The 22,818-nt window shown below is 73.0% G+C and carries 23 protein-coding genes and 1 pseudogene; 16 read left to right on the top strand and 8 right to left on the bottom strand.

Translation table 11 applies throughout. From position 1 onward, the window contains the following. The 5 genes from AOK09_RS05630 to AOK09_RS05610 form a co-directional block, all read left to right on the top strand. Positions 1–332: PucR family transcriptional regulator (locus AOK09_RS05630; protein ID WP_055586002.1), on the top strand; the 332-nt coding region annotated here is incomplete at its 5' end. Between the two features lie 125 nt (positions 333–457). Further along, positions 458–1,228 carry a lipoyl(octanoyl) transferase LipB gene (gene lipB / locus AOK09_RS05625; RefSeq protein WP_055586004.1) on the top strand — a complete coding sequence of 257 codons (771 nt, stop codon included), beginning with the start codon at positions 458–460 and terminating at the stop codon, positions 1,226–1,228. 105 nt (positions 1,229–1,333) lie between these two features. Next, positions 1,334–2,290 carry a lipoyl synthase gene (gene lipA, locus AOK09_RS05620; protein WP_055586001.1) on the top strand — a complete coding sequence of 319 codons (957 nt, stop codon included), beginning with the start codon at positions 1,334–1,336 and terminating at the stop codon, positions 2,288–2,290. 206 nt (positions 2,291–2,496) lie between these two features. After that, a complete protein-coding gene (locus AOK09_RS05615) occupies positions 2,497–2,730 on the top strand; it encodes a hypothetical protein (protein WP_055586000.1) in 234 nt (77 codons plus the stop codon). Between the two features lie 127 nt (positions 2,731–2,857). Then, complete coding sequence (locus AOK09_RS05610; protein ID WP_055585999.1) at positions 2,858–3,547, top strand: DUF4191 domain-containing protein; 690 nt, start codon at positions 2,858–2,860, stop codon at positions 3,545–3,547. 158 nt (positions 3,548–3,705) lie between these two features. Here the strand turns inward: AOK09_RS05610 and AOK09_RS05605 are convergent, their stop codons facing one another. Then, positions 3,706–4,173 (bottom strand): RDD family protein, encoded by a 468-nt coding sequence (locus AOK09_RS05605; RefSeq protein ID WP_055585998.1) that lies wholly within the window; start codon positions 4,171–4,173, stop codon positions 3,706–3,708. A gap of 352 nt (positions 4,174–4,525) precedes the next feature. Here AOK09_RS05605 and glnA point away from each other — a divergent pair, with 352 nt between their 5' ends. Beyond that, positions 4,526–5,935, top strand: coding sequence for a type I glutamate--ammonia ligase (gene glnA, locus AOK09_RS05600; RefSeq protein WP_055585997.1), 1,410 nt, complete (start codon positions 4,526–4,528; stop codon positions 5,933–5,935). A 160-nt stretch (positions 5,936–6,095) separates the two neighbouring features. Here glnA and AOK09_RS41745 read toward each other — a convergent pair whose 3' ends face one another. Both AOK09_RS41745 and AOK09_RS05590 read right to left on the bottom strand, forming a co-directional pair. Next, positions 6,096–6,839, bottom strand: a complete 744-nt coding sequence (locus AOK09_RS41745; RefSeq protein WP_055585996.1) for a DUF2218 domain-containing protein — start codon at positions 6,837–6,839, stop codon at positions 6,096–6,098. Between the two features lie 89 nt (positions 6,840–6,928). Further along, positions 6,929–7,561, bottom strand: a complete 633-nt coding sequence (locus AOK09_RS05590) for a class I SAM-dependent methyltransferase (RefSeq protein WP_055585995.1) — start codon at positions 7,559–7,561, stop codon at positions 6,929–6,931. A gap of 106 nt (positions 7,562–7,667) precedes the next feature. Here AOK09_RS05590 and AOK09_RS05585 point away from each other — a divergent pair, with 106 nt between their 5' ends. Then, entirely contained in the window at positions 7,668–8,240 is a 573-nt protein-coding gene (locus tag AOK09_RS05585; protein ID WP_055585994.1) for a TetR/AcrR family transcriptional regulator, read from the top strand. A 90-nt stretch (positions 8,241–8,330) separates the two neighbouring features. Here the strand turns inward: AOK09_RS05585 and AOK09_RS05580 are convergent, their stop codons facing one another. Next, complete coding sequence (locus AOK09_RS05580; RefSeq protein WP_055585993.1) at positions 8,331–9,791, bottom strand: MFS transporter; 1,461 nt, start codon at positions 9,789–9,791, stop codon at positions 8,331–8,333. Between the two features lie 188 nt (positions 9,792–9,979). On the opposite strand from AOK09_RS05580, the pseudogene AOK09_RS41740 reads away from it, so the two are divergent. The 7 genes and pseudogenes from AOK09_RS41740 to AOK09_RS05545 all read left to right on the top strand — a co-directional run bounded on the left by AOK09_RS41740 (position 9,980) and on the right by AOK09_RS05545 (position 16,225). Then, positions 9,980–10,397, top strand: a pseudogene (locus AOK09_RS41740) (MarR family winged helix-turn-helix transcriptional regulator). 425 nt (positions 10,398–10,822) lie between these two features. Continuing rightward, on the top strand, positions 10,823–12,286 hold the full coding sequence (locus tag AOK09_RS05570; protein ID WP_063795846.1) for an ATP-binding protein: 1,464 nt from the start codon (positions 10,823–10,825) through the stop codon (positions 12,284–12,286). Next, the gene (locus tag AOK09_RS05565; RefSeq protein ID WP_055585991.1) at positions 12,283–12,711 is read left to right on the top strand and encodes a roadblock/LC7 domain-containing protein; all 429 of its coding nucleotides are present in this window, start codon (positions 12,283–12,285) and stop codon (positions 12,709–12,711) included. Before AOK09_RS05570 ends, AOK09_RS05565 begins: the two co-directional genes overlap by 4 nt. Next, positions 12,708–13,064 carry a DUF742 domain-containing protein gene (locus AOK09_RS05560; protein WP_055585990.1) on the top strand — a complete coding sequence of 119 codons (357 nt, stop codon included), beginning with the start codon at positions 12,708–12,710 and terminating at the stop codon, positions 13,062–13,064. Before AOK09_RS05565 ends, AOK09_RS05560 begins: the two co-directional genes overlap by 4 nt. After that, complete coding sequence (locus tag AOK09_RS05555) at positions 13,045–13,653, top strand: GTP-binding protein (protein ID WP_055585989.1); 609 nt, start codon at positions 13,045–13,047, stop codon at positions 13,651–13,653. The genes AOK09_RS05560 and AOK09_RS05555 overlap by 20 nt, the downstream gene beginning before the upstream one ends. Positions 13,654–13,799: 146 nt before the next feature. Continuing rightward, on the top strand, positions 13,800–14,960 hold the full coding sequence (locus AOK09_RS05550) for a cytochrome P450 (RefSeq protein ID WP_245687134.1): 1,161 nt from the start codon (positions 13,800–13,802) through the stop codon (positions 14,958–14,960). Positions 14,961–14,977: 17 nt separating this feature from the next. After that, the gene (locus AOK09_RS05545; protein WP_055586003.1) at positions 14,978–16,225 is read left to right on the top strand and encodes a cytochrome P450 family protein; all 1,248 of its coding nucleotides are present in this window, start codon (positions 14,978–14,980) and stop codon (positions 16,223–16,225) included. A gap of 136 nt (positions 16,226–16,361) precedes the next feature. Here the strand turns inward: AOK09_RS05545 and AOK09_RS05540 are convergent, their stop codons facing one another. After that, positions 16,362–17,255, bottom strand: a complete 894-nt coding sequence (locus tag AOK09_RS05540; protein ID WP_055585987.1) for a Gfo/Idh/MocA family protein — start codon at positions 17,253–17,255, stop codon at positions 16,362–16,364. Between the two features lie 186 nt (positions 17,256–17,441). Between AOK09_RS05540 and AOK09_RS05535 the strand changes: the two genes are divergently transcribed. Beyond that, positions 17,442–19,877: an ATP-binding SpoIIE family protein phosphatase gene (locus tag AOK09_RS05535; protein ID WP_055585986.1), complete on the top strand. Its 2,436-nt coding sequence runs from the start codon at positions 17,442–17,444 to the stop codon at positions 19,875–19,877. A gap of 83 nt (positions 19,878–19,960) precedes the next feature. Beyond that, entirely contained in the window at positions 19,961–20,383 is a 423-nt protein-coding gene (locus AOK09_RS05530) for a CBS domain-containing protein (RefSeq protein ID WP_055585985.1), read from the top strand. Between the two features lie 40 nt (positions 20,384–20,423). Here AOK09_RS05530 and AOK09_RS05525 read toward each other — a convergent pair whose 3' ends face one another. The 3 genes from AOK09_RS05525 to AOK09_RS05515 form a co-directional block, all read right to left on the bottom strand. Next, on the bottom strand, positions 20,424–21,149 hold the full coding sequence (locus tag AOK09_RS05525) for a hemerythrin domain-containing protein (RefSeq protein ID WP_055585984.1): 726 nt from the start codon (positions 21,147–21,149) through the stop codon (positions 20,424–20,426). Positions 21,150–21,426: 277 nt separating this feature from the next. Beyond that, on the bottom strand, positions 21,427–22,194 hold the full coding sequence (locus AOK09_RS05520; protein WP_055585983.1) for an isocitrate lyase/PEP mutase family protein: 768 nt from the start codon (positions 22,192–22,194) through the stop codon (positions 21,427–21,429). Positions 22,195–22,489: 295 nt separating this feature from the next. After that, the coding region (locus tag AOK09_RS05515; RefSeq protein WP_265736706.1) for a CBM20 domain-containing protein at positions 22,490–22,818 on the bottom strand (329 nt) is incomplete at its 5' end.

Raw genomic sequence — 22,818 nt, 5'->3', positions numbered from 1 at the left:
GGTCGGCCGCGGCCGACCTGGGGTTCCTGGGGGTGCTGCTGGGGGACGGGCACGATGTGGACGGCTTCGTGGAGACGGCACTGGGTCCGCTGCTGGAGTACGACGCCCGGCGGGGCACCGAGCTGGTGCGCACCCTGCGGGCGTACTTCGACTGCGGCGGCAGCCTCACCCGGGCCAAGGACCGGCTCCATGTCCATGTGAACACGGTGGTGCAGCGGCTGGACCGGGTGCAGGCGCTGCTGGGCCACGACTGGAACGGCCCGGAGCGGGCCCTGGAGCTGCAGCTGGCGCTGCGCCTGCATCTGCTGTCCGGCGCGGCCTCCGCGGACTGACCGGCCGGCCGTGCGGGCCGTACGCCCGGCGGGGCCCTTCGGGCGCCGGGCGTACAGTGGCAAGGCTGGAACGACGGCTCGGACGAGGAGCGGCAGCGGTGGGCGAGGACGTGCGGTTCGTACGCATGGGCATCGGCGAGGGCTCGGTGCCGTACCAGGAGGCGTGGGACGAGCAGCGGCGGCTGCACGCGCTGCGGGTGGCGGACGAGATACCGGACACGGTGCTGCTGCTGGAGCACCCCCCGGTCTTCACTGCCGGGCGCCGCACCAACCCCGAGGACTACCCGCTGGACGGCACCCCGGTGGTGCAGGTGGACCGCGGCGGGGAGATCACCTGGCACGGCCCGGGGCAGCTGGTCGGCTATCCGATCGTCAAGCTGCCGGAGCCGATGGACGTGGTGGCGTACGTCCGGCGGCTGGAGGAGGCCCTGATCCGCTCCTGCACCGAGATCGGCCTGGGGACCACCCGGGTCGAGGGCCGCAGCGGGGTCTGGGTGCTGGGCGAGGAGATCCCCGGCGCGGTGGCGGACCCGGCGCAGCAGGTGGACATCGGCGGGCTGACGCTGCGGATGGGGCTGAAGATGGGCCTGGACCCGCGGCTGGCCGGTCCGGAGTACGCCCCGTCCAACGCCGGGCAGCGCGGCGACGACCGCAAGCTGGCGGCGATCGGCGTGCGGGTGTCCCGGGGGGTGACCATGCACGGCTTCGCGCTCAACTGCAATCCCGACATGACCTGGTTCGACCGGATCGTTCCCTGCGGTATCCGCGACGCCGGTGTGGCGTCGCTCACCGGGGAGCTGGGCCGGACCTTCCCGGTCGGGGAGGCGCTGCCCCTCGTGGAACGGCACCTGGCGGATGTGCTGACCGAGATGCGGGCGCTCCCCGACGCCGCCTGATCGTGGCGCGGCCTGCGATTGCCAGGCCGCCCGGGCGGCGGGAGCCGCACAACCGGAGGCGTACCCTGAGGGTGTCGCACAGAATGACGAGTGAGGGAGCCGCACGTGTCCGCTGTCGCACCCGACGGCCGGAAGCTGCTTCGCCTGGAGGTCCGCAACAGCGAGACCCCCATCGAGCGCAAGCCCGAGTGGATCAAAACCCGGGCGAAGATGGGCCCCGAGTACACCGGACTCCAGGCGCTGGTGAAGCGCGAGGGTCTGCACACGGTCTGCCAGGAGGCCGGCTGCCCCAACATCTTCGAGTGCTGGGAGGACCGCGAGGCCACCTTCCTCATCGGCGGGGACCAGTGCACCCGCCGCTGCGACTTCTGCCAGATCGACACCGGCAAGCCCGCGGAGTTCGACCGCGACGAGCCGCGCCGGGTGGCCGAGTCCATCGTGACCATGGACCTCAACTACGCCACCATCACCGGCGTCGCCCGTGACGACCTGGAGGACGGCGGCGCCTGGCTGTACGCCGAGACGGTGCGCCAGGTGCATGCGATGACCGCCGGCCGGGCGGCCGGGCGCACCGGCGTCGAGCTGCTGATCCCGGACTTCAACGCGGTGCCCGAGCAGCTGGCCGAGGTCTTCTCCTCGCGTCCCGAGGTGCTGGCGCACAACGTGGAGACGGTGCCGCGGATCTTCAAGCGGATCCGTCCCGCCTTCCGCTACGAGCGCTCCCTCTCGGTGATCACCCAGGCGCGGGCCGCCGGTCTGGTGACCAAGTCCAATCTGATCCTGGGCATGGGCGAGACCCGCGAGGAGGTCAGCCAGGCGCTGCAGGACCTGCATGACGCCGGTTGCGAGCTGATCACCATCACCCAGTACCTGCGGCCCTCGGTGCGGCACCACCCGGTCGACCGCTGGGTGAAGCCCCAGGAGTTCGTGGAGCTCCAGGAGGAGGCCGAGGAGATCGGCTTCGCCGGGGTGATGTCCGGGCCGCTCGTCCGTTCGTCGTACCGGGCCGGCCGTCTCTACCGGCAGGCCCTGGAGCGCCGCGGAGCCGTGACGACCGGCTGAGGTGCGGTTTCCCTCGCGGTACGCGGTTCGAGGCGGACATGTGCGACTTTCATCGCAGTTTGACGCTCCGGTCACCGACTGGTAACACGATGTGGTGACCCTGGACTGGTGACCGCTCCGCCGTCCGCCCCCGGATCGGGGGCGGACGGCGCGCGGAGTGCCCGGAACAGGGCGGGAACACGACCCGACGAGGGGAGTTGCTCACCATGCAGGTCGGCACCGTCGTACCTGGAGCTGTTCGCATCAACGGCTTCGTCACCGCACTGCGGATGGCGGAGTCGGTGCTGTTCGCCGGCGGTCAGCAGGTGGCCCGGCGCAATGCCTGGGACGCCGTCTGCGAGAACCGCCGCCATGCGGCGGACCGGGCGGAGACCGCCACCGTTCTCGGCGCCCTGGCGGCCCGCGGGGACTCCGGTCGGAGCTCCGCAGCGGTGCGCTGAGGAGCCTGCGCGGCCGCGCCCGCGCAGCCCCGCGCGGATGTCCGGACCGGACCGGACGGACGCTGAATCAGCCCGGACGGGGACCGGGCTTGGGCATCGGCTGGTGCATCCCCGTACCATGAGCCTCATGGCGAGGGAAACATCCGAGAACCCCGGACGGCTCAAGCAGATCCGTCAGGCTTACCAGATGACCAAGCGGGTCGACACCCGCATCGGTCTGATCATCGCCGGCGTAGGCATCATCACCTTCGGCGTGCTCCTCGCCATCGGACTGTTGATCGGCCACCCGGTCTACCTGGGCATCCTGGGCTTCGTTCTGGCCCTGCTGGCGATGGCGATCGTCTTCGGCCGGCGTGCCGAGCGGGCCGCCTTCGGGCAGATGGAGGGCCAGCCCGGAGCGGCGGCCGCGGTGCTGAACAACATCCGCCGGGGCTGGAGCACCAGCCCCACGCCGGTCGCGGTCACCCGCAACCAGGACGCCGTCTACCGCGCCGTCGGCCGGCCCGGCATCGCCCTGATCGCGGAGGGCAACATCAACCGGGTGCGGCCGCTGCTGGCCGCCGAGAAGCGCAAGATGGCCCGGGTCGTCGGCGATGTGCCGGTGCACGACATCATCGTGGGCGACGGCGAGGGCGAGGTCCCGCTGAAGAAGCTGCAGGTGCACCTGATGCGGCTGCCGCGCGCCATCACCCCGTCCCAGGTGACCGAGATCAACGACCGGCTGCGGGCGATGGGCGACCTGCTCTCCAAGGCCCCGGTCCCCAAGGGTCCGCTGCCCCGCAACGCCCGGATGCCCAAGGGCGGCCGGGCCCGCTGAACCACCCCTGCCCGCTCCCACAACGACAGACGGCCCCGCCACCCCCTCCCGGGGGCGGCGGGGCCGCTTCACGTTCACAGGCCGGTGACGTGCCACCGCAGCCGGTCGTCCGCGCCGCACCGCCCCGAAGGGGTGCGGCCGGGCGGGCGCGGGGTGTCTCAGACGCGGACCTCGACGGTGCCCAGCGCCTTGTCGTGCAGTCCGCGGCCGTCCCGGTCCCAGATCAGCGCCGGCACCACCAGGACCAGCAGCAGGCTGCGGCCCAGGGCCTGCACCACGGACGCCCGGCCACCGCCGAGGCGGACCACCCGCAGGCCGAAGAGCCGCTTGCCGAGGGTGCTGCCGGCCGTCGAGAGCAGCAGCACGCTCATCACGAAGAACACCGGGGTGGACCAGAGGTTGGCCTGCGAGGCGTCGCCCCGGGCCAGCAGCCCGTAGGCGATCATGGTGCAGAGCCAGCCGTCGACGAAGAGCGCACCGATGCGGCGGCCCACCGGGGCGATCGAGCCGGGCCCCTCCTCGGGCAGGCCGAGCCGTGCCCCGCGGTGCCCGAAGTCGGCACCCATCCTCTCGGCGGCCGCCCGGGGGCCGTCGATCCACGAACCCAACGCTTCTCTGCTGTCCACGGATCCACAGTAACCGGGGGGCCAGGACCCGGGGGCGGCGGGGCCTTGACAGCGACGGATGTCCGCCGGTAGGGCGGATTATGGACACCGGAGCGATTCCGGACACTGCAGAGTGAGACAACTGGTCCAGACCACTTCCGCCGAAACGGCGGCCGAAGCCGCTGCCCGCAGCGCGAAACCCCCGGAAGACGGCGGGTCCGACCGTTGCCGGGCCAGGGCGGTTAACATCCGCGAAACAGGCGGGTCACGCCCGAGAAACGGCCTCTTCCTATCGTTGCCGCATCGCGGCCGGTCGGGACGAGCGGTCCGTTCACGCGAAACTCCTGGCGTTCCGCCGGGCCGAGGAGGATGGATGTTCAACAACGCCGACGAGGTGTCCCGCTACATCTCGGACAACGACGTCAAGTTCGTCGATGTCCGGTTCTGCGACCTGCCGGGTGTCATGCAGCACTTCACGGTGCCGGCCGCCACGTTCGACCCCGCCGAGCAGCTGATGTTCGACGGCTCGTCGATCCGCGGTTTCCAGGCCATCCACGAGTCCGACATGGCCCTGGTGCCCGACCTCAGCACCGCGCGCGTGGACCCGTTCCGCAAGGACAGCACCCTCAACATCAACTTCTTCATCCACGACCCGATCACCGGCGAGCAGTACAGCCGTGACCCGCGCAACGTGGCCAAGAAGGCCGAGGCCTACCTCGCCTCCTCCGGCATCGCCGACACCGCGTACTTCGGCCCCGAGGCGGAGTTCTACGTCTTCGACAGCGTCCGCTTCGAGACCAAGGCGAACGAGGCCTTCTACCACATCGACTCCGAGGCCGGCGCCTGGAACACCGGCGCCCTCGAGGACAACCGCGGCTACAAGGTCCGCTACAAGGGCGGCTACTTCCCGGCCCCGCCGGTGGACCACTTCGCCGACCTGCGCGCCGAGATGTCCCTGGAGCTCGCCAAGGCCGGCCTCGAGGTCGAGCGCCAGCACCACGAGGTGGGCACCGCCGGCCAGGCCGAGATCAACTACAAGTTCAACAGCCTGCTGGCCTCCGCCGACGACCTGATGCTGTTCAAGTACATCATCAAGAACGTCGCCTGGCGCAACGGCAAGACCGCCACCTTCATGCCGAAGCCGATCTTCGGCGACAACGGCTCGGGCATGCACGTCCACCAGTCGCTGTGGAGCGACGGCTCCCCGCTCTTCTACGACGAGCAGGGCTACGCCGGCCTCTCCGACACGGCCCGCTACTACATCGGCGGCCTGCTCAAGCACGCCCCCTCGCTGCTGGCCTTCACCAACCCGACGGTGAACTCCTACCACCGCCTGGTCCCCGGCTTCGAGGCCCCGGTCAACCTGGTCTACTCGCAGCGCAACCGCTCCGCGGCGATCCGCATCCCGATCACCGGGTCCAACGCCAAGGCCAAGCGCATCGAGTTCCGCGCCCCCGACCCGTCCTCCAACCCGTACCTGGCCTTCTCGGCCATGCTGCTGGCGGGCCTGGACGGCATCAAGAACAAGGTCGAGCCGCTGGAGCCGGTCGACAAGGACCTCTACGAGCTCGCCCCCGACGAGCACGCCGCGGTCCCGCAGGTCCCCGCCTCCCTCCCGGCCGTGCTGGAGGCCCTCGAGGCCGACCACGAGTACCTGCTCGCGGGCGGGGTCTTCACCCCGGACCTCATCGAGACCTGGATCGACTTCAAGCGCACCCAGGAGGTCGCCCCGATCCAGCTGCGGCCGCACCCGCACGAGTTCGAGCTCTACTTCGACATCTGAGCAGCGCCACCCGCCGATCCGGGACCGGGTGCGCCCCCTGAGGGGCAGCCCCCGACCGGGGCTCGGCGGATCCGAGTGCAGACCGGGCCCGGCTGTCCCCTTAGCGGGGGCGGCCGGGCCCGGCCCCGTTCCGGGTCCAGGCACCTGGCCGGACATGGAATCAACCGTCCCGGTCGCCCGCCCGGTGGGTGTCCGCCGGCCGCGGAGCGGCTTCGCGGCGGCCCGGACGGCGCAGGACCGCCGCCAGGGCTGCCGCCGCTCCGCCGCGCCGCAGGGCCACCCGGCCCAGCGCCAGATGGCCGCCCATCAGCACCAGTTTCAGCAGGACGACCGCCAGCACGGTGCCGGCGGCCCACCCGGTCCATGCCGCGGCCCCGCCCAGACCGAGGTGCACGGCCACGACCAGCACTCCGCCCGCCGCCAGGGCCGCCGCCGTACCGTGCCTCCGGTGCGGCGGCCCGGCGGCATCGGGCCGGGCGGACTGCGGCAGCGCCTCCGGCGGCGCGCCGCCGTCACCGGGCTGCGCAGCGGCGCCGGACTCCCGGGGCGGCTCCCAGACCACCCGCAGCCGCGCACGTCTGCCGATCTGCTCGATACGGGTGGTGGCGGCGGCCCGCAGTCGCCGCAGGGACTCCTCGTCATCGGCGTCGACCCGCAGAGCCAGGGCGTCCGGGCCGGCCTCCAGGCTCCACAGACCGTCGGCGAAGCGGACGGTCCCGGTGGTGCCGGACCAGTCGACCTGCCGGATCTCCGGGCCCGTCCGGCCCTCGCCATGGGCGCCGTGGGTGCCGTGGGCGCCGTGCGGCCGGTGGTCGAGGCGGGTCATGCTGTCGAGGTGGCGGCAGAGCTGGACGAGGTACCGGCCTGCGCGGTCGGTGGCGATCAGGGCTTCGGCTGTCGGCACGGGGCCGTTCCTTCCGGGTGCGGACGGACCGCCGCCGACCGCCGCGCGGCGACGGCCCGGCGGTCCCGTCCGAGGGGTGGGGGCGGTGGTCAGATGCGGGTGAGTGCGGTCCGCCAGCCCCGGATGGCGTCGGCGGGCGGGGCGAGGGCGGCGGCGACCGTGACGGCGTCGATCGCGTCGATCCGCCAGCCGTCGGCGAAGGCCGCACGGATCCCGTCGGGGGTCATCCGGTGCACGCGTCCCGGCCGGTTCGGCGGTTCGTCGCGGAAGGAGAGCAGGAAGCACCGTCCGCCGGGACCGGTCACGGTGTGCAGTTGGGCCACATAGGCGGCGCGGTCGCCGCCCTCGAAGCCATGGAGGACCAGGGAGTCCAGGACGACGTCGAAGGTCTCCCCCAGGCCGGCCAGGTCGAGGGCGTCGTGACGCAGGAAGCGCGCGGTCAGTCCCCTGGCCCGGGCCTTGCGCTCGGCGGCCTCCAGGGCCGTGGCGGCGAGGTCGACACCGGTGGCGTCCAGGCCCAGTCGGGCGGCCATCAGCGTGTGCTCCCCGGTGCCGCACCCGACGTCGAGCACCCGCCCGTGCAGGGCGCCGGTCCCGGCGAGGGCGGCCAGCGCGGGCTGGGGTCCGCCGATGTCCCACGGCGGCGGGACGGCATAGAGGTCGCCGGGTGCCGGTGTCCGCTGTGGGGTGCTGGGGCCGGGGCCGCCGTGTGCGCCGGACATCGGGCCTCCTCTGTTCGTCCGGATCGACGGACGTCAGATTTATCGATACACAGTGTCTCTGTCAAGGCAAAGTGTCGTACCGTGGCCGTCACGTAGTCTCAGAGGCATGCCGAAGCTGTGGAACGAGACGATCGAGGCCCACCGCCAGGCGGTACGGGACGCCACCCTGGAGACCACGGCGGCACTGGTGGCCGAGCACGGCCTGTCGTCGGTGACGATGTCGCAGATCGCCAAGGAGGCCGGGATCGGGCGCGCGACGCTCTACAAGTACTTCCCGGACGTGGAGTCCATCCTCGTCGCCTGGCACCAGCGCCATGTCGGCGCCCACCTGGACCGTCTCGCCCAGGTCCGCGACCAGGCCGACGATCCGGCGGCGCGGCTGGAGGCCGTGCTGCGCGCCTATGCGCACATCACCCACAAGCGGCCGCGGGACGGCGAGATCGCCGCCTTCGTCCACCGGGGCGAGCACATCGCCACCGCACAGCGGCAGTTGCGCGGCCTGGTCGGCGATGTGATCGCCGAGGCCGCCGGGGCCGGGGCGGTCCGCGACGACACCCCGCCCGGCGAACTGGCCGACTACTGCCTGCACGCCCTCTCCGCTGCGGGCGGCCTGCCCTCCGAGGCCGCCGTCCGGCGCCTGGTCGAGGTCACCCTGGCCGGGCTGCGGCCCACGCCCTGACGGCGACCGCGAGAGCCCGGCGGACAGCACGGATCCGTCCGCCCGCGACACCGGGCCGGGGCGGACGGATCCTGGTCGGGACGGGAGGCCTCAGGCCCCCACCGGCGCCTCCTCGGGGGCGCTGGGCGCCGCATCCGCCGGCCCGCCGTCGGCTCCGGCGCGGCGCAGAGCCGGGATGACGGCCGCGACGGCCGCGGAGATCAGCGCCAGGCCGCCGCCGATCAGCAGACTGGTACGGAAGGCGTTCTCGGAGGCCAGGGTGTGGCCGCCCAGGGTGACGGTCATCTGGGACAGGACCACACCGATCACGGCGGAGCCCACCGAGGTGCCCAGCGATCGCATCAGCGTGTTGAAGCCGTTGGCGGCCGCGGTCTCGGACAGCGGGACGGAGCTCATGATCAGTGCCGGCATCGCTCCGTAGGCAAGGCCCACACCGCTGTTGATCACGATGCAGACCACCATCAGACCCCAGGCGGAGCCCATCAGCGCCTGGGACAGCCCGTACCCGGCGGCGATCACCAGAGCGCCGCTGGTCAGGGTGAACTTGGGCCCCCGGGCGTTGGTGAGCTTTCCGCCCAGCGGGGAGACGATCATCATCATCACACCGCCGGGGGCCATCCACAGGCCGGAGGCGAGCATCGACTGGCCCAGGCCGTAGCCGGTCGCCCTGGGGAACTGCAGCAGCTGCGGGACGACCAGCATGCTGGCGTACATGGCGAAGCCGACGAAGATCGACGCGGCGTTGGTGAGCAGCACCCGGGGGCGTGCGGTGGTGCGCAGGTCGATCAGCGGGTCCTTGGTGCGCAGTTCCCACAGTCCCCAGGCGCCGAGCACCGCGACGGCGGCGACCAGGAGTCCGAGCGTGGTGGCCGAACCCCAGCCCCAGTCGGCGCCCTTGGAGACGCCGAGCAGCAGGCAGACCAGGCCGGCGCCGAGGCCCAGGGCGCCGGGTGCGTCGAAGCGCTGACCTCTGGCTCCGGCGGGCACGTCGGGGATCAGGAACCAGATGAGCACCGCGACCACCGCGGCCAGCCCGGCGGATCCCCAGAACAGCACCCGCCAGTCGGCGTACTGGGCGATCGCTGCGGCGATCGGCAGCCCGAGGCCGCCGCCGATCCCCATGGAGGCGCTGACCAGGGCGATCGACGAGCTGAGCCGCTCCGCCGGGACGACGTCGCGCAGCAGGGCGATGCCCAGCGGGAGCATGCCCATGCCCATGCCCTGAAGGCCGCGTCCGACGATCATGGGCACCACGGAGGACGAGAGGGCGCACACCACCGAGCCCGCCACCAGCGGCACGGAGCAGACGAGCAGCATGCGGCGCTTTCCGACCAGATCGCCGAGGCGGCCGACCACCGGTACGCAGACGGCCGCCACCAGCAGGGTGGCGGTGATCACCCAGGCCGCGTTGGAGGTCGTGGTGTGCAGGATCTGCGGCAGCTCCGCGATCAGCGGGGTGACCAGGGTCTGCATGATCGCTGCCGTGATGCCGGCGAGCGCCAGGGTGGCGACCACGCCTCCGGCGCGGGCTGCTGGCTGGGGGGCGTCCATCGTCGGATCTCCTCGGCAGGTCTGTCGGTCGAACAAGAAGGGTGTGCAGCATACATGTCACATGCATGAGCCACGCTATATGCCCAATACATTACAAATGCGCCATGCATGCCGACAGAAGGGGCAGGGAACGGACTCGCCGGCATGCGGCACGAGGCGCCGGGCGCAGGACGGGAGGCAGCAGAGGCCTGGGCAGACCGACTCCTGAGGTCGAGTACGAGCAGATGCCACTCGGCCGCCCACCGCAGGGCAGGCGACCGCGCCGGTGACGCGCTGGACCGCAGCGCCTACCTCCTGCTCAGCCGGATCCGTACGCAGGCGCCGATGTCGATCGGCGAGCTGAGCGACGCCTTCGGGCTGAACGCCTCCCCCCTCAAAGCCCGGTGGAACGCATCCCCGACCCCGAGGGCGGTGCGGCCCGCACGTTCCGCATCACCGACCGGGGCGCACAGCGGCTCGAGCGGGAGCGGGAGTCCGTCGTCCACGCCCCGGACCGGGTCATGGCCGACTGGGCGGACGAGGACGTCACCGTGTGCGCCCAACTGTCTGCGGCGCTTCAACACCGACATCGAGCGCATCGCCGGAGGCCCCTTGCCGCACCCCTGAGCCCCCCAGCTCCCGTCGTCTCCATGTCTCCTGACCGGACATCAGACAACCGGATCACCCGCACACCGGACACCGCCGAAGCCGGTCCTCACCGAACCGAGGAGCCGCCGGTGCGGCCCGTCGCCGCCCGGAAGTGTCCAACTCCTTTCTGTTCGACCAATTCTGGTCAGATATCAGCAGAAGGTTTTACGAGATCGACACCAACTGACCGTCAACTCATCTATGATCTCTTTGACTTGTCAAGAACACGTCTTCACTGGGGCGTTCGCCGGCCCGTGTGATTCCCCCCTTCCGCCCCGAGGAACCAGTCGATGAGAGTGCACACGGACGCGGCTCACCCACGGGCGGAGCGCCCGCTGCTGCGTCGGCCACTGCTCGCCTTTCTTGTCTCAGCCGTCCTGGCTGCGGCTGCCGAGGTGTGGGCAGTGGCATCCGCTCCCGCTTCCTTCCGTACACCGCTGGCCGTCGGTACCGGGGTCGCGGGGCTGCTGCTCTGCACCGCCGTGGCCGCCGCGGTGTTCCAGCGGGAGCAGGCCCGACGGGTACGGACCCGTGCCGCGGCTGCGGCGGCCGCCGCAGCCGCGAGCGCTCCGGCGTTCGCCGACGAGGCCCTGCCCCTGCTGCTCGACCGGCTGCGCGGCGGAGCGTCCTGGGAGGGCGCGCTGGCCGCCGTCCCGGCCCCGACGGATCCGGCTCACCAGCGCGCGCTGCGGCAGCTGGCCGTGGAGTTCGCACAGAGCGAGAACCGTCGGGCGGCCGCGATGTCCGCCTGCGCCAACGTCGCCGGACGGATGCAGGCACTGGCCACCAGCGTGCTGGCGGATCTCCGCGAGATGGAGCACCGGCACGGCGACGCGGAGGTCCTGGGCGACCTGCTGCACCTGGACCACCGCACCGCCCAGGCCGGGCGGCTGGCCGACAGCATCGCGGTGCTCACCGGAGCCCGTTCGGGGCGCCGCTGGGCGCGGCCGATCGTGATGGAGTCGGTGCTGCGCGGCGCCACCGGCCGGATCGCCGGCTACCAGCGGGTGCGGCTGCACTCCACCACCGACATCGCGGTGGCCGGCCACGCCGCCGAGGGCGTGATGCACGCTCTGGCCGAACTCCTGGACAACGCCTGCAACTTCTCGCCGCCCACCACCGAGGTCCATGTCTATGTGGCCGAGGTACCGGCCGGCGTGGTGATCACCGTCGAGGACAGCGGCCTGGTGATGAGCGATGTCGCGCTGCGCCGGGCGGAGCGTGCCGTCTCCGGCGACACCCCGGACCTGGCCGCGCTCTCCGGCACCCGGCTCGGCCTCGCCGTCGTGGGGCGGCTGGCCCGCAAGCACGGCCTGACGGTCTCCTTCCGGCCTTCGGCCAGTGGCGGCACCGGGGTGGTCATGCTGCTGCCGCAGGAGCTGGTCACCCGGCCGCAGCCCGCTCCCGAGCCGGAGCCGGTGCCCGCCGCCGTCCCGCAGAGCCGCAGGCCGCTGTCGGCGGCCCCGGCCCCGGCCGGGGAGCACACCGCCTCCCGGGCGCACACCGCCGCCGAGGAGCGCTCCCCCGCGCACACCTCGGCCGCGGAGCCGCCGCTGACCGCGGAGGCCATCACCGCGGAGGCGTTCACCACGGAGACGTTCACCGCACGCACCCCCGCCGCCGACCCCTCCCCCGGGTCCGGCGGTCTGCCCAAGCGCAGCCGCGGCCGCACCCTGGCCGCAGCCCATCCCGGCGGACTTCCCGCCGAGCGGCAGCACCCGGTCCCGGAGCAGGCCTCCCGCGGCCCGCGCCCGGGTGCCGACTCCGCTGCCCGGTTCGGCGCCTTCCGCCGAGCCGTCACCGGCCAGGACCCGGCCGGCACCGCACCCGCTCCCACCACTGTTTCGCTTCCGGAGGACGACCGATGACTGCACCCGCCGCACCGGTGACCGAGCTCACCTGGCTGCTGGAGGGCCTGCTGGAGCGCACGCCGGGGGCCCGGCACGCGCTGGTGCTGTCCCGTGACGGCCTGAAGCTCTGCCACACCCCCGAGCTCTCCGAGGACCGGGCCGACCAGCTCGCCGCGATATCCGCCGGCATCCAGAGCCTCTCGCACGGCGCCTCCATGGAGTTCGGCGACGGCACCGGCGGGGTGCGGCAGTCCATGACCGAGTTCTACGGCGGCATCCTCTTCATCGTGGAGGCCGGCGCCGGGGCCCATGTGGCGGTGGTCGCCGACGACGAGGCGGACCCTGGTCTGATCGGCCACAACATGCACGAACTGGTCGAGCAGATCGGCGAGTACCTCAGCGCTGCCCCACGGCAGCCCGCCGGGGAGGGCAGCCCGGCATGATCCGCCCGGGCCGCGACGACAGCCCGGACCGGCTGTACACCCTCACCGGGGGACGCAGCCGGTCCGACGCCCATGACTTCGACCTGGTGACCCTGGTCGTCAGCGAGTCCGAGGCCACCCTGGGGATGCAGTCGGAGCATGCCGCGATCCTGCGCATGTGCCGGCTGCCCACCGCCGTGGTGGAGATCGCGGCCGATCTGCGGCTGCCCGTCAGCATCGTGAAGATCATGCTTTCCGACCTGCTGGACATGGGCAGGATCACCGCCCGGCATCCACGGGCCGTCCCCTCTCGGGCGGAACTGCCCGACCTTCCCCTCCTGGAGCAGGTGCTCGTTGGACTCCGCAATCTCTGACCCGGCGGTCCGCACCCCGCTGGTGCGCACCGCTGACAACGGGCTGAAGATCGTCGTGGTCGGCGGCTTCGGCGTCGGCAAGACCACCCTGGTGCGTTCGGTCAGCGACATCAGGCCGCTGAGCACCGAGGAGACGATGACCCAGGCCAGCCGGGGCATCGACGACCTCGGCGGCATCAGCAGCAAGACCTCCACCACCGTCGCCTTCGACTTCGGCCGCATCTCGCTCAACGAGCGGACGGTGCTGTACCTGTTCGGCGCACCCGGGCAGGAGCGGTTCTGGTTCCTGTGGGACCGGCTGTTCGCCGGGACCCTGGGCGCGGTGGTGCTGGTGGACACCCGGCGGCTGGCCGACTCCTGGTACGCCATCGACCGGCTGGAACACCACGGGACCCCGTTCATCGTGGCCCGCAACGACTTCGGCGGCCCCAAGTACACCGCCGAGGAGGTCCGCGACGCCCTGGACCTGGATCCCCGGGTGCCGCTGATCGACTGCGACGCCCGGTCCCGTACCTCCAGCAAGCACGTCCTCATCACGCTCGTGGAGCATCTGCGGGCCCTCGCCTCCGCCCGGGAGACCGCATCGTGACGACGTCCTCCTCGCCCTCCGCGCCGTCCGCCGCCGGGCAGTCGCCGTCCGCACCCCCCGTGGGCTGCCCGGCCCACACCGACACGGACGCGGTGCCGCTCAGCGGTCCCCGCTTCCACACCGACCCGCTGCACCTCTACCGGGAGATGCGCCGCGACCACGGTCCCGTCGTCCCGGTGGAGCTGGGCGGGCTGCCCGCCTGGCTGGTGATCGGCTACCGCGAGCTCCACCAGGTCACCAGCGATCCGCAGCTCTTCCCCCGCGATGTGGGGCTCTGGAACCAGTGGCCCAACATCCCTGCGGACTGGCCGCTGCTGCCGATGATCGGCCAGCGCCAGCCGTCGATCTACTACACCGTCGGCGCGGAGCACCGACGGCATGTGGACATGGTCGGCCCGGCCCTGGAGGGCGTCGACCTCTTCGAACTGCGGCGGCTGACCGAGCAGTTGGCCGACCGGCTGATCGACGGCTTCTGCGGCCGCGGCTCGGCCGAGCTGGTCTCCGAGTACGCCGTGCTGCTCCCCGTGCTGGTCCTCGCCCGGATCATCGGCTTCCCCGACGAGGAGGGCCCGGAGGTCGCCCGGGTGCTCAATGCGCTGGCGGACGGCGGGGCCGACGCCCAGCAGGCGTATCTGCGGTTCGGCGAGCACATGCAGCGGCTGGTCGAGACCAAGCGGGCCCGGCCGGGCGCGGACGTGGCCTCCCGGATGCTCGCCCACCCGGAGCGGTTCACCGACCAGGAGTACATCCTGGACCTGATGGCCATCACCGCCGCCGGCCACCTGCCCACCGCCGACTGGCTGGGCAACTCGGTGCGGCTGATGCTCACCGACGACCGCTTCGCCGCCTCCCTCGGCGGCGGGCGGCACAGTGTCGCGCAGGCCATGAACGAGGTCCTCTGGGAGGACACCCCCACCCAGATCCTGTCCGGCCGCTGGGCCGCCCGCGACACCCAGCTGGGCGGGCGCTCCATCCGGTCCGGGGACATGCTGCTGCTGGGCCTCGCCGCGGCCAACGCCGACCCGGCGATCCGGCAGCACGGACCGCGGTCGAACGACGGGCTGCACGAGGGCAACAGCGCCCACTTCTCCTTCAGCTACGGGGAGTACCGCTGTCCCTTCCCCGCCCAGGAGATCGCCGAGGTGATCGCCCGGACCGGCATCGAGGTGCTGCTGGACCGGCTGTCCGATCTCGACCTGGCCGTACCGGCGAAGACGCTGGTCCGGCGGCCGTCCGCGTTCCTGCGCGGCATGTCGGCACTGCCGATCCGTTTCACCCCTGTGCCCACCACTGGAGGCCTCCGTTGAACAGACCTCAGCCGGCCCTGGAGGGGACCGCCACAAGCGGCTGCCCCTTCAGCGCGGACACCCTCGTCATCGACCCGCTGGTGCGGGACCTGGCCGGGGAGACCGAATGGCTGCGGGCCGGACCACCGATCAACCGGATCGAGCTGATGGGCGCCCCGGCCTGGACCGTCACCCGGCACGCCGAGGCCCGGCAGCTGCTCACCGACCCCCGGCTGGTGAAGGACATCAACAGCTGGCGGCTGTGGCAGACCGGTGAGGTGACCCGGGAGTGGCCGCTGATCGGCATGATCGACTCGGGTCGTTCGATGTTCACCGTGGACGGCGCCGAGCACCGGCGGCTGCGGGCCAAGACCGCGCAGGCGGTGACCCCCCGCCGGGTCGCCGAGCTGCAGCCCGCCATCGAGGAGATCACCGACCGGCTGCTGGACGGCTTGGCCGCGGCGGGCGCCGACGGCCCGGTGGACCTCAAGACCCACTTCGCGCTGCCGCTGCCGCTGAGCGTGGTCAGCGAGCTGATGGGCGTCGACCCGGCCGAGCACCCCCGGCTGCACCGGATGTACCGGGCGTTCTTCTCGATGCTCACCCCGCAGGACGAGCGGCTGGCGGTGATCGAGGAGATGGACGTCTTCTTCACCGCGATGGTGCGGGAGAAGACCGCCCACCCCACCGACGACCTCACCAGCGCGCTGATCCTCGCCGACGAGGGCGGGGAGCCGCTCACCGAGGAGGAGGTGGTGGGCAACCTCAAGGCGATGGTGGCGGCCGGGCACGAGACCACCATCGGGCTGATCCTCAACGCGGTCCGCGCCCTGCTCACCCACCCCGAGCAGCTGCGGCTGGTGCTCGACGGGAAGGTCTCCTGGGAGACGGTGATCGAGGAGACGCTGCGCTGGGACACCCCCACCACCCATCTGCTGATGCGGTTCGCCACCGAGGACATCGAGATCGCCGGGACGGTGATCCCCAAGGGCGACGGAGTGGTCATGTCCTACCGGGCGATCGGACGGGACACCGGTCAGCACGGCCCGGACGCGGACCTGTTCGACATCACCCGGCCCGCCCCGATCCGCCATATGACCTTCGGTCACGGTCCGCACATCTGCCCCGGGGCGGCGCTCTCCCGGCTGGAGGCCGGCATCGCGCTGCCGCGCCTCTTCGGCCGGTTCCCCGGGCTGGCGCTCGCGGTACCGGTCGAGGAGATCCGCAACCTCCCCGTCCTCACCCAGAACGACCTGGAGTCCTTCCCGGTCCTGTTGAACTCCTGAGCCCCGCGCCGGGCCCTCTGACGCGTCCTGCGGGGCGTCGGGGGGCCCGGTGGCGCGCCCTCAGGGGCCTCCCCGGTCCTCCGTACCCTCCGGCGCCCCCGGGTGCCGTGGGTGCCTCCGTACCCGCCGTGTCCGGTCAGACGGCGGCGGCCCGCCCGGTGGCCAGCGACTGCTCCGCAGCGGCCAGCACCTCGACCACCGCCAGCCCGAAGGCCGCGTCGCAGGGGTGCGGGGTGCCGGTGGCGGCCGCGGAGCGCAGCGCGTCCACCGCCCGGTGCAAAGCGGCCGCGGGTCCGTCGTTGCGCTCGGGCAGCACCACCACTCCCCCTTCGCCGCGCAGTTCCACCGTGGCTCCGCTGGCCGCGGGCGGCGCGGTGAGGCTGAGGGTGGCCGTGCTGGTGGCGCCGGAACCGTGCCGGCAGAACAGCTGGACGGTGTCGGCCGGGCCCCGGACCGCGGTGACCTCCTCGACCTCCCCCAGGACCGGCAGCAGCACCGAGAGGGCGTGCGGACCGACGTCCCACAGCGCACCCTTCTCCCGGCGCCAGGGCGAGGCCGCGAAGGGGCTCTCGGCGGAGAAGACCGCCCCCAGCCAGTCCGCCCGGCCGGTGAACCAGCCGCCGGTCCGGGCCTGCTCGCTGATCCAGGCCTCCTGCTCCAGCCCGAACCGGGTGGTGAAGAAGACCACCGAGGCCACATCCGCCGCCTGCGCGGCCGCGACCGCCTCCCGGGCGGCGGGCACCGTCACCGCCAGCGGCTTGTCCAGCAGCAGCTGGCAGCCGGCCTTGGCGGCCCGTACGGCCAGCTCGGACTGCACGGCGGGCGGCAGCGCCACGGCCACCGCGTCGACATCGGAGAGCAGGGCGTCGAGGTCCTGGTAGGAACGGGCACCGAACCGCTCGGCCAGCGCGTTCGCCGCCTCGGGGCGCCGCCCCCACACACCGGCGAACTCGACATCCGGATGGGCGTCCAGCACCGGGGCATGTACCGCAGTGGCCCAGGGTCCGGTCCCCAGCAGTCCGAATCGCACGTCCCCACCCTTTCAGCGCGGCGGCCGTCCCCAGGTCCGGGCGGCCGATCACTGCTGTCCTCCCCGGCCGCCGACCGCGCCAACCGTCCCCGGTCGCACCTGCTCATCACCCGTTCGCCGGTTTCGCCACCGCGCGAGCGGACACCGGGGCGGGTTGAATGGAACCACGATCACCGACGTCCGGGGGTGAGGCAGACGAGCACACATCCCGATCCCCGCACCGACAGCCGCCTGCCGGGCGGCTGCGCGGCGGTGCTGGTGCTCGACCGCGACGGCGCCGTGATCACCTGCACCACGGAGCTGGAGTCGCTGATCGGCCGCCCGGTCACGGAGTTCAGCGGCCGCCCGGCCACCGAGCTGCTGCTGCGGCCCGAGGAGTGGACGGACCCGCTGCCCCCGCCGGGCACCAGGGCGGCCCTGCGCGGCCCCTCGGGCCCGATCGAGGCGCGGCTGGATGTGCTGCCGCTGCATCCCAGGGCCGGCGCCCTGGCCCGGTACCTGGTGCTGGTGACCCCCGAACCGGTGGCCGAGCGCCGGCAGCAGGACGAGGCGCTGGTACGTGCGCTCTTCACCCAGACCCGGATCGGGCTGGCCATCCACGACTCCGAGCTGCGGATGGTGCGGGTCAACCCGACCGCGGGCAGCGGGATCCCGCCCGACCAGGGGCCGCTGGAGGACCTGGGGGAGGCACTGCTGCCGGAGGACGCCGCGGCCATCCAGGAGCAGCTGCACAAGGTCGCCGAGACCGGGGTCCCGGTGATCGACTGGGTGCACTCCGCACGCCGGCTGGACTCCCCCTCCGTGGACCGGGTGATGTCGCTGTCGATGTTTCGCCTGGAGGACGCCGACGGCCGCTTCACCGGGGTCGCCGCCACCTTCTCCGACGTCACCGAGCAGGAGCGCAGCCGCCAGCAGCTGCGCCTGGTCGGCAGGGCGGCCAAGCGGCTGGAGGGCACGCTGGACGTGGCCCGCTGCGCCGAGCAGCTCGCCGAGGTGATGGTGCCCGGGTTCGCGGACCTGGCGGCGGTGGACCTCACCGAGGCGGTGCTGGTCGGCGAGGAGCCGGGCCGGTTCGCGCAGGGCACCCAGCTGCGCCGGGTGGCGGTGGCCGCCGCGGACGGCGAGTGGCCGTGCGAGCTGCACCCCCGGGGCACCACCGCACGGATCATCCGGGACGACGCCGACCGGCTGCGGGAGGGCGCGGCGATCCTGATACGGGACATGGAGCGGATCCGGGCCAGGGTGGCCCGCGATCCCTCACTGGCCCGGGTGATCCAGGCGGAGCGGGCCACCTCGCTGCTGGTGGTGCCGCTGAACGCCCGGGGCATGGTGCTGGGCTGCCTGATGCTGTGGCGGCTGGGCAGCCGGCCGCCCTTCGGGCCCGACGACGCCGCGCTGGGCGAGGAGATCGCCTCACGCGCCGCCCTGGGCATGGACAGCGCCCGTCGCTACACCCGTGAGCACCGCACCGCCGAGGCGCTGCAGCGCAGCCTGCTGCCGCGCTCGGTGGTGGAGGTGACCGCGGCCGAGACGGTGGGGCTGTATGTGCCGGCGGCGAGCACGGCGGGGATCGGCGGCAGCTGGTTCGATGTGATCGCCCTGTCCTCCGCCAGGGTCGCCCTGGTGGTGGGGGACGTGGTGGGGCACGGTCTGGAGGCGACCGCGGCGACGGGCCGGCTGCGTACCGCCGTGCAGACGCTCTCCGACCTGGACATGACGCCCGAGGAGCTGCTGTCGCACCTGGACGACCTGGTGGTGCGGCTGGTCGCGGGCGAGCAGGGCGGCGGCAGCCGCCCCGAGGAGGCCGCCGCGACGCAGCACAGCAGCGGCGGCGGGGTGTACGGGTCGACCTGCCTGTACGCGGTGTACGACCCGGTGACCGGCCACTGCACCATGGCCAGCGCGGGCCACCCGCCGCCGGTGGTGATCGCCGCGCCCGGGGGGCCCGCGGTGGTGGCCGACGTCAAGCCGGGTCCGGCGCTGGGCCTGGGCGGCGAGCCGTTCGAGCAGCTGGAGCTGGAGCTGGCGCCCGGTGCGGTGCTCACTCTGTTCACCGACAAGCTGCTGTCCTCGCCGGACGAGACCGCCGAGGAGCGTCTGGCCCGGCTCTGCGAGCAGATCGAGTGCTCGGCGCGGCCGGACGCCTCCTCCGCGGAGATGGGCCGCGACGTCCTGGACGACCTGCTGCCGGAGCCGCCCGCGCACGATCTCTCGCTGCTGGTGAGCCGGATCCGGGCGCTGCCCGAGGGGGCGGCGGTCGGGTGGGAGTTCCCCGGTGATCCGGCGGCGGTGGCGGAGGCCCGGGAGCTGGTGGCGGCGCAGCTGACGGAGTGGGACCTGGCGGAGCTGGCCTTCACCACCGAGCTGATCGCCAGTGAGCTGGTGACCAACTCCATCCGCTATGCGGGGGCACCGGTCGGGCTGCGGCTGATCAAGGACAAGGTGCTGATCTGCGAGGTCTCCGACCCCAGCCAGACCCAGCCCCGGCTGCGCCGCGCCCGGCTGACCGACGAGGGCGGCCGTGGACTCTTCCTGATCGCCCAGCTCGCCCACCGCTGGGGCAGCCGCTACACCCGGTTCGGGAAGACCATCTGGACGGAGCAGTTGCTGCCGCCGCTCTGACCGGGTGCCTGCTCCTGTGGCCGCCCGCCGCAGGGGCGCGCACGATGGAGTCAGGAGCTGTCTGCGAACCGGGAGGCCGGATCATGAGTACAGCCAAGGAGATCATGCACACGGGCGCCCAGTGCGTGAGCGAGCACGAGACGCTGGACACCGCGGCGCGGATGATGCGGGAGCTGGGCGTCGGGTCGCTGCCGATCTGCGGGGACGACAACAAGCTCAAGGGGATCGTGACCGACCGCGACATCGTGGTGAAGTGCCTTGCCGAGGGCGAGGATCCGGCGCAGATGACCGCCGGGGAGCTGGCGGCGGGCCGCCCGCTGGTGATCCGCGACACCGCGGACGAGGACCAGGTGCTGAGGGTGATGGAGCAGCACCGGGTGCGCCGGCTTCCGGTGATCGCCGAGGACGACCACCGGCTGGTCGGCATCATCAGTGAGGCGGACCTGGCACGGCACCTCACCCGGGAGCGGGTGGCGGAGTTCGTCACGGCCGTCTGCACGGACTGACGGTCCGCCGGGCCGGGCCCCGCCGTCGCACGCCGCCGGGTCAGACGGTGTGCGACGGCTCCCCCCAGACCTCCTCGCTGACCCGGGCGTAGGTGTCGCGCCAGTGCGGCCACTGGCGGACGACCGTGTCGTCGCACTGGTGCAGCAGTTCGTCGGCGATCCGCTGGGGCACCCCCTCCAGCAGCCAGGCCAGGACGTCGGCGGTACCCGGGCCCGTGTCGCCGCGGGCACAGCGCAGCAGGTCCGGCAGGGTGCCGACGACGGCGCCCGGTTCGAGCACCTGGCGCATCGCGGGCAGCACCTGGGTCTCCTCGATCCGCAGGTGTCCCTGGAGTTCGATGGCGAACCCCTCGACGGCGTGGGCGGCGCTCCAGGTGCCGGTGCGGGTGAGGGCGCCCTCCAGCACGGAGGCGGTGGTGCCGTCGGCGCACTGCTCCAGGTCGTGGTGGTCCGCCTCCAGCCAGTTGGCCAGCAGCCGCAGTTCAGGGGCCCTGCGGCGCAGCAGCGGCCAGAGTCTGACGTCCTGGTACTCGTGGTAGCGGACCAGCATATCCACCAGGAACCGCCAGCGGCGCACCACCGCGTGGCCCCGGTCGTCGTCCCGGGGGCCGAGGGTGCGGATGGCTCCGGGGAGGCGCACCAGGTCGCGCCGCAGGGCGGCGTGCACCAGGAGCAGTCCGGCGAAGCGGACGCTGCCGGCGCTGGTGGAGGTCCCGATGTCGGGGAGGTCCTGGGCGAGGACGTACGGGGCGGACATGCTGCTCATCACTTCCGGATCACCTGGGCGTCGGCGGGGTCCCGGCGAGGCTGCCGGGGCACCAGGCTGCCCGGAGCGAATAAGCAGATGATGTGCACGGAATCAATGTGCAGGTCGGGCGTACGACGGGGACCGCCCGGCGACCCCCGTGACGCCACGGGACGGGCCGGGACCCGGCATGCGGACCCGGCATGCGGACCCGGCGGCCGGGCCGCATCCCCCGCGCGGCCCGGCCCCGTCCGGTGTCCCGTCCGGTGTCCCGGCCGGTGTCCCGGCCGTGGGGCGCTCAGCCGTGGGCGTCCAGGGCGGCGGCGTCCGCGGCAAGTCCGGCGGCGAGGGTGTCGAGCCCGGCCGAGACCTCGGTCAGCAGCCCGTCGCCGAAGGTGATCCGGGCGACGCCCAGCGAGGCCAGCCGGTCCAGTGCGGCCCGGGCCGGCCGGGGGCAGAGCGCGTTGACCGGCGCCTCCAGCCGCTTGACCAGGGCGGCGAGGTCGGCCTCCGGCGCGGCGATGGGATAGACGCAGTCGGCGCCCGCCTCCAGATAGCGCTCGGCCCGGGCGGTGGCCTCGGCGAGGGCCTCCTCCGGCCCGCCCCGGAAGCGGCCGCCCAGATAGACGTCGACCCTGGCGTTGACCACCAGGTCGGGGCCGGCCGCGGCGCGCAGCCCGGCCAGCCGGCGGGCATGCGCCTCCGGGTCGGCGAGGGTACGGCTGCCGGGGTCGGAGTCCTCCAGGTTGCAGCCCGCCGCCCCGGCAGCCAGCAGGCGCTCGGCCAGTTCACCGGCGGGCAGGCCGTATCCGGCCTCGATGTCCGCCGTGACCGGGACGGCCACGGAGCCGGCGATCCTGGCCACGGCGGCCAGCATCACCTCGACCGGTGTCCCCTGCCCGTCGGAGTGGCCCAGCACCGCCGAGACGGCGGCGCTGGCGGTGGCCAGGGCGGGGAAACCGGCCGCCTCGAAGGACCGGGCGCTCACCGCGTCCCAGACGTTGGGCAGGACCAGTGGTTGTCCGGGCCGGTGGTGCAGTGCGCGCAGAGCGGCGGCTGAGGCCATGGGTCGGGGCACCTTCCAGGAGGGTCGGAACGTCCTGCGGCTCAGCGTACGCAGCGCGGCGCCGCCCGGTCACGGGCCGCATCGGGGCCCGGTCCATGGGCCAATCGGCAGGCGCGGATCGCCGGTTGGCCCACCGCCCGCGGCTCGGGCGGCGGACGGCGGTCCCGGGGGGTGCCGTCCCGGCGACCGGTGGGGCGGCTCCGGTACGGCAGGCGCGCGGCCCGTACGGCGGGGCGCCGTCCCCACCCCGGAAGGATGCGGAACGGCGCCCCGGTGCAGCTCTTGTGACGGTACGTCAGTTGCGCCAGGTGTCATTGAGGACGACGGTGCCGCTGCTGGGCACGGTGGCGGTGCGGTTGGCGCCGGACTCCCAGGTGACGGCGCCGTTGGACTCCTTGCGGATGTACTTGTACTCGAAGGAGGTGCCGGCGCCCATCGACACGTCCAGCTTCCACACGGGGTAGCTCGCCGAGGAGAGCGGCAGGGCCTTGCCGGTGTCCCAGTTGCCCAGGGCGTCGTTGTTGCCCACCACATAGATGTTCTGACCGTAGACGGTGGTGGCGTTGACCGCGAAGGACGCCCCGGTGGCCGAGCTGGTCGCGGTGGGGGTGGGCGTCGCGGTGG

It is taken from the genome of Peterkaempfera griseoplana, from assembly GCF_001418575.1.
GTDB lineage: Bacteria > Actinomycetota > Actinomycetes > Streptomycetales > Streptomycetaceae > Peterkaempfera > Peterkaempfera griseoplana.
The sequence above is the reverse complement of the archived record's forward strand: the minus strand, read 5'-3'. Positions and strand labels throughout refer to the sequence as shown.

Coding starts and splice junctions, on each gene's coding strand:
- AOK09_RS05610 (WP_055585999.1), top strand. CDS start 2,858: ATGGCGAGGGAAACATCCGAGAACCCCGGACGGCTCAAGCAGATCCGT.
- glnA (WP_055585997.1), top strand. CDS start 4,526: ATGTTCAACAACGCCGACGAGGTGTCCCGCTACATCTCGGACAACGAC.
- AOK09_RS05520 (WP_055585983.1), bottom strand. CDS start 22,194: ATGGCCTCAGCCGCCGCTCTGCGCGCACTGCACCACCGGCCCGGACAA.
- AOK09_RS05580 (WP_055585993.1), bottom strand. CDS start 9,791: ATGGACGCCCCCCAGCCAGCAGCCCGCGCCGGAGGCGTGGTCGCCACC.
- lipB (WP_055586004.1), top strand. CDS start 458: ATGGGCATCGGCGAGGGCTCGGTGCCGTACCAGGAGGCGTGGGACGAG.
- AOK09_RS05530 (WP_055585985.1), top strand. CDS start 19,961: ATGAGTACAGCCAAGGAGATCATGCACACGGGCGCCCAGTGCGTGAGC.
- AOK09_RS05615 (WP_055586000.1), top strand. CDS start 2,497: ATGCAGGTCGGCACCGTCGTACCTGGAGCTGTTCGCATCAACGGCTTC.
- AOK09_RS05585 (WP_055585994.1), top strand. CDS start 7,668: ATGCCGAAGCTGTGGAACGAGACGATCGAGGCCCACCGCCAGGCGGTA.
- AOK09_RS05525 (WP_055585984.1), bottom strand. CDS start 21,149: ATGAGCAGCATGTCCGCCCCGTACGTCCTCGCCCAGGACCTCCCCGAC.
- AOK09_RS05560 (WP_055585990.1), top strand. CDS start 12,708: ATGATCCGCCCGGGCCGCGACGACAGCCCGGACCGGCTGTACACCCTC.
- AOK09_RS05550 (WP_245687134.1), top strand. CDS start 13,800: ATGCGCCGCGACCACGGTCCCGTCGTCCCGGTGGAGCTGGGCGGGCTG.
- AOK09_RS05565 (WP_055585991.1), top strand. CDS start 12,283: ATGACTGCACCCGCCGCACCGGTGACCGAGCTCACCTGGCTGCTGGAG.
- AOK09_RS05590 (WP_055585995.1), bottom strand. CDS start 7,561: ATGTCCGGCGCACACGGCGGCCCCGGCCCCAGCACCCCACAGCGGACA.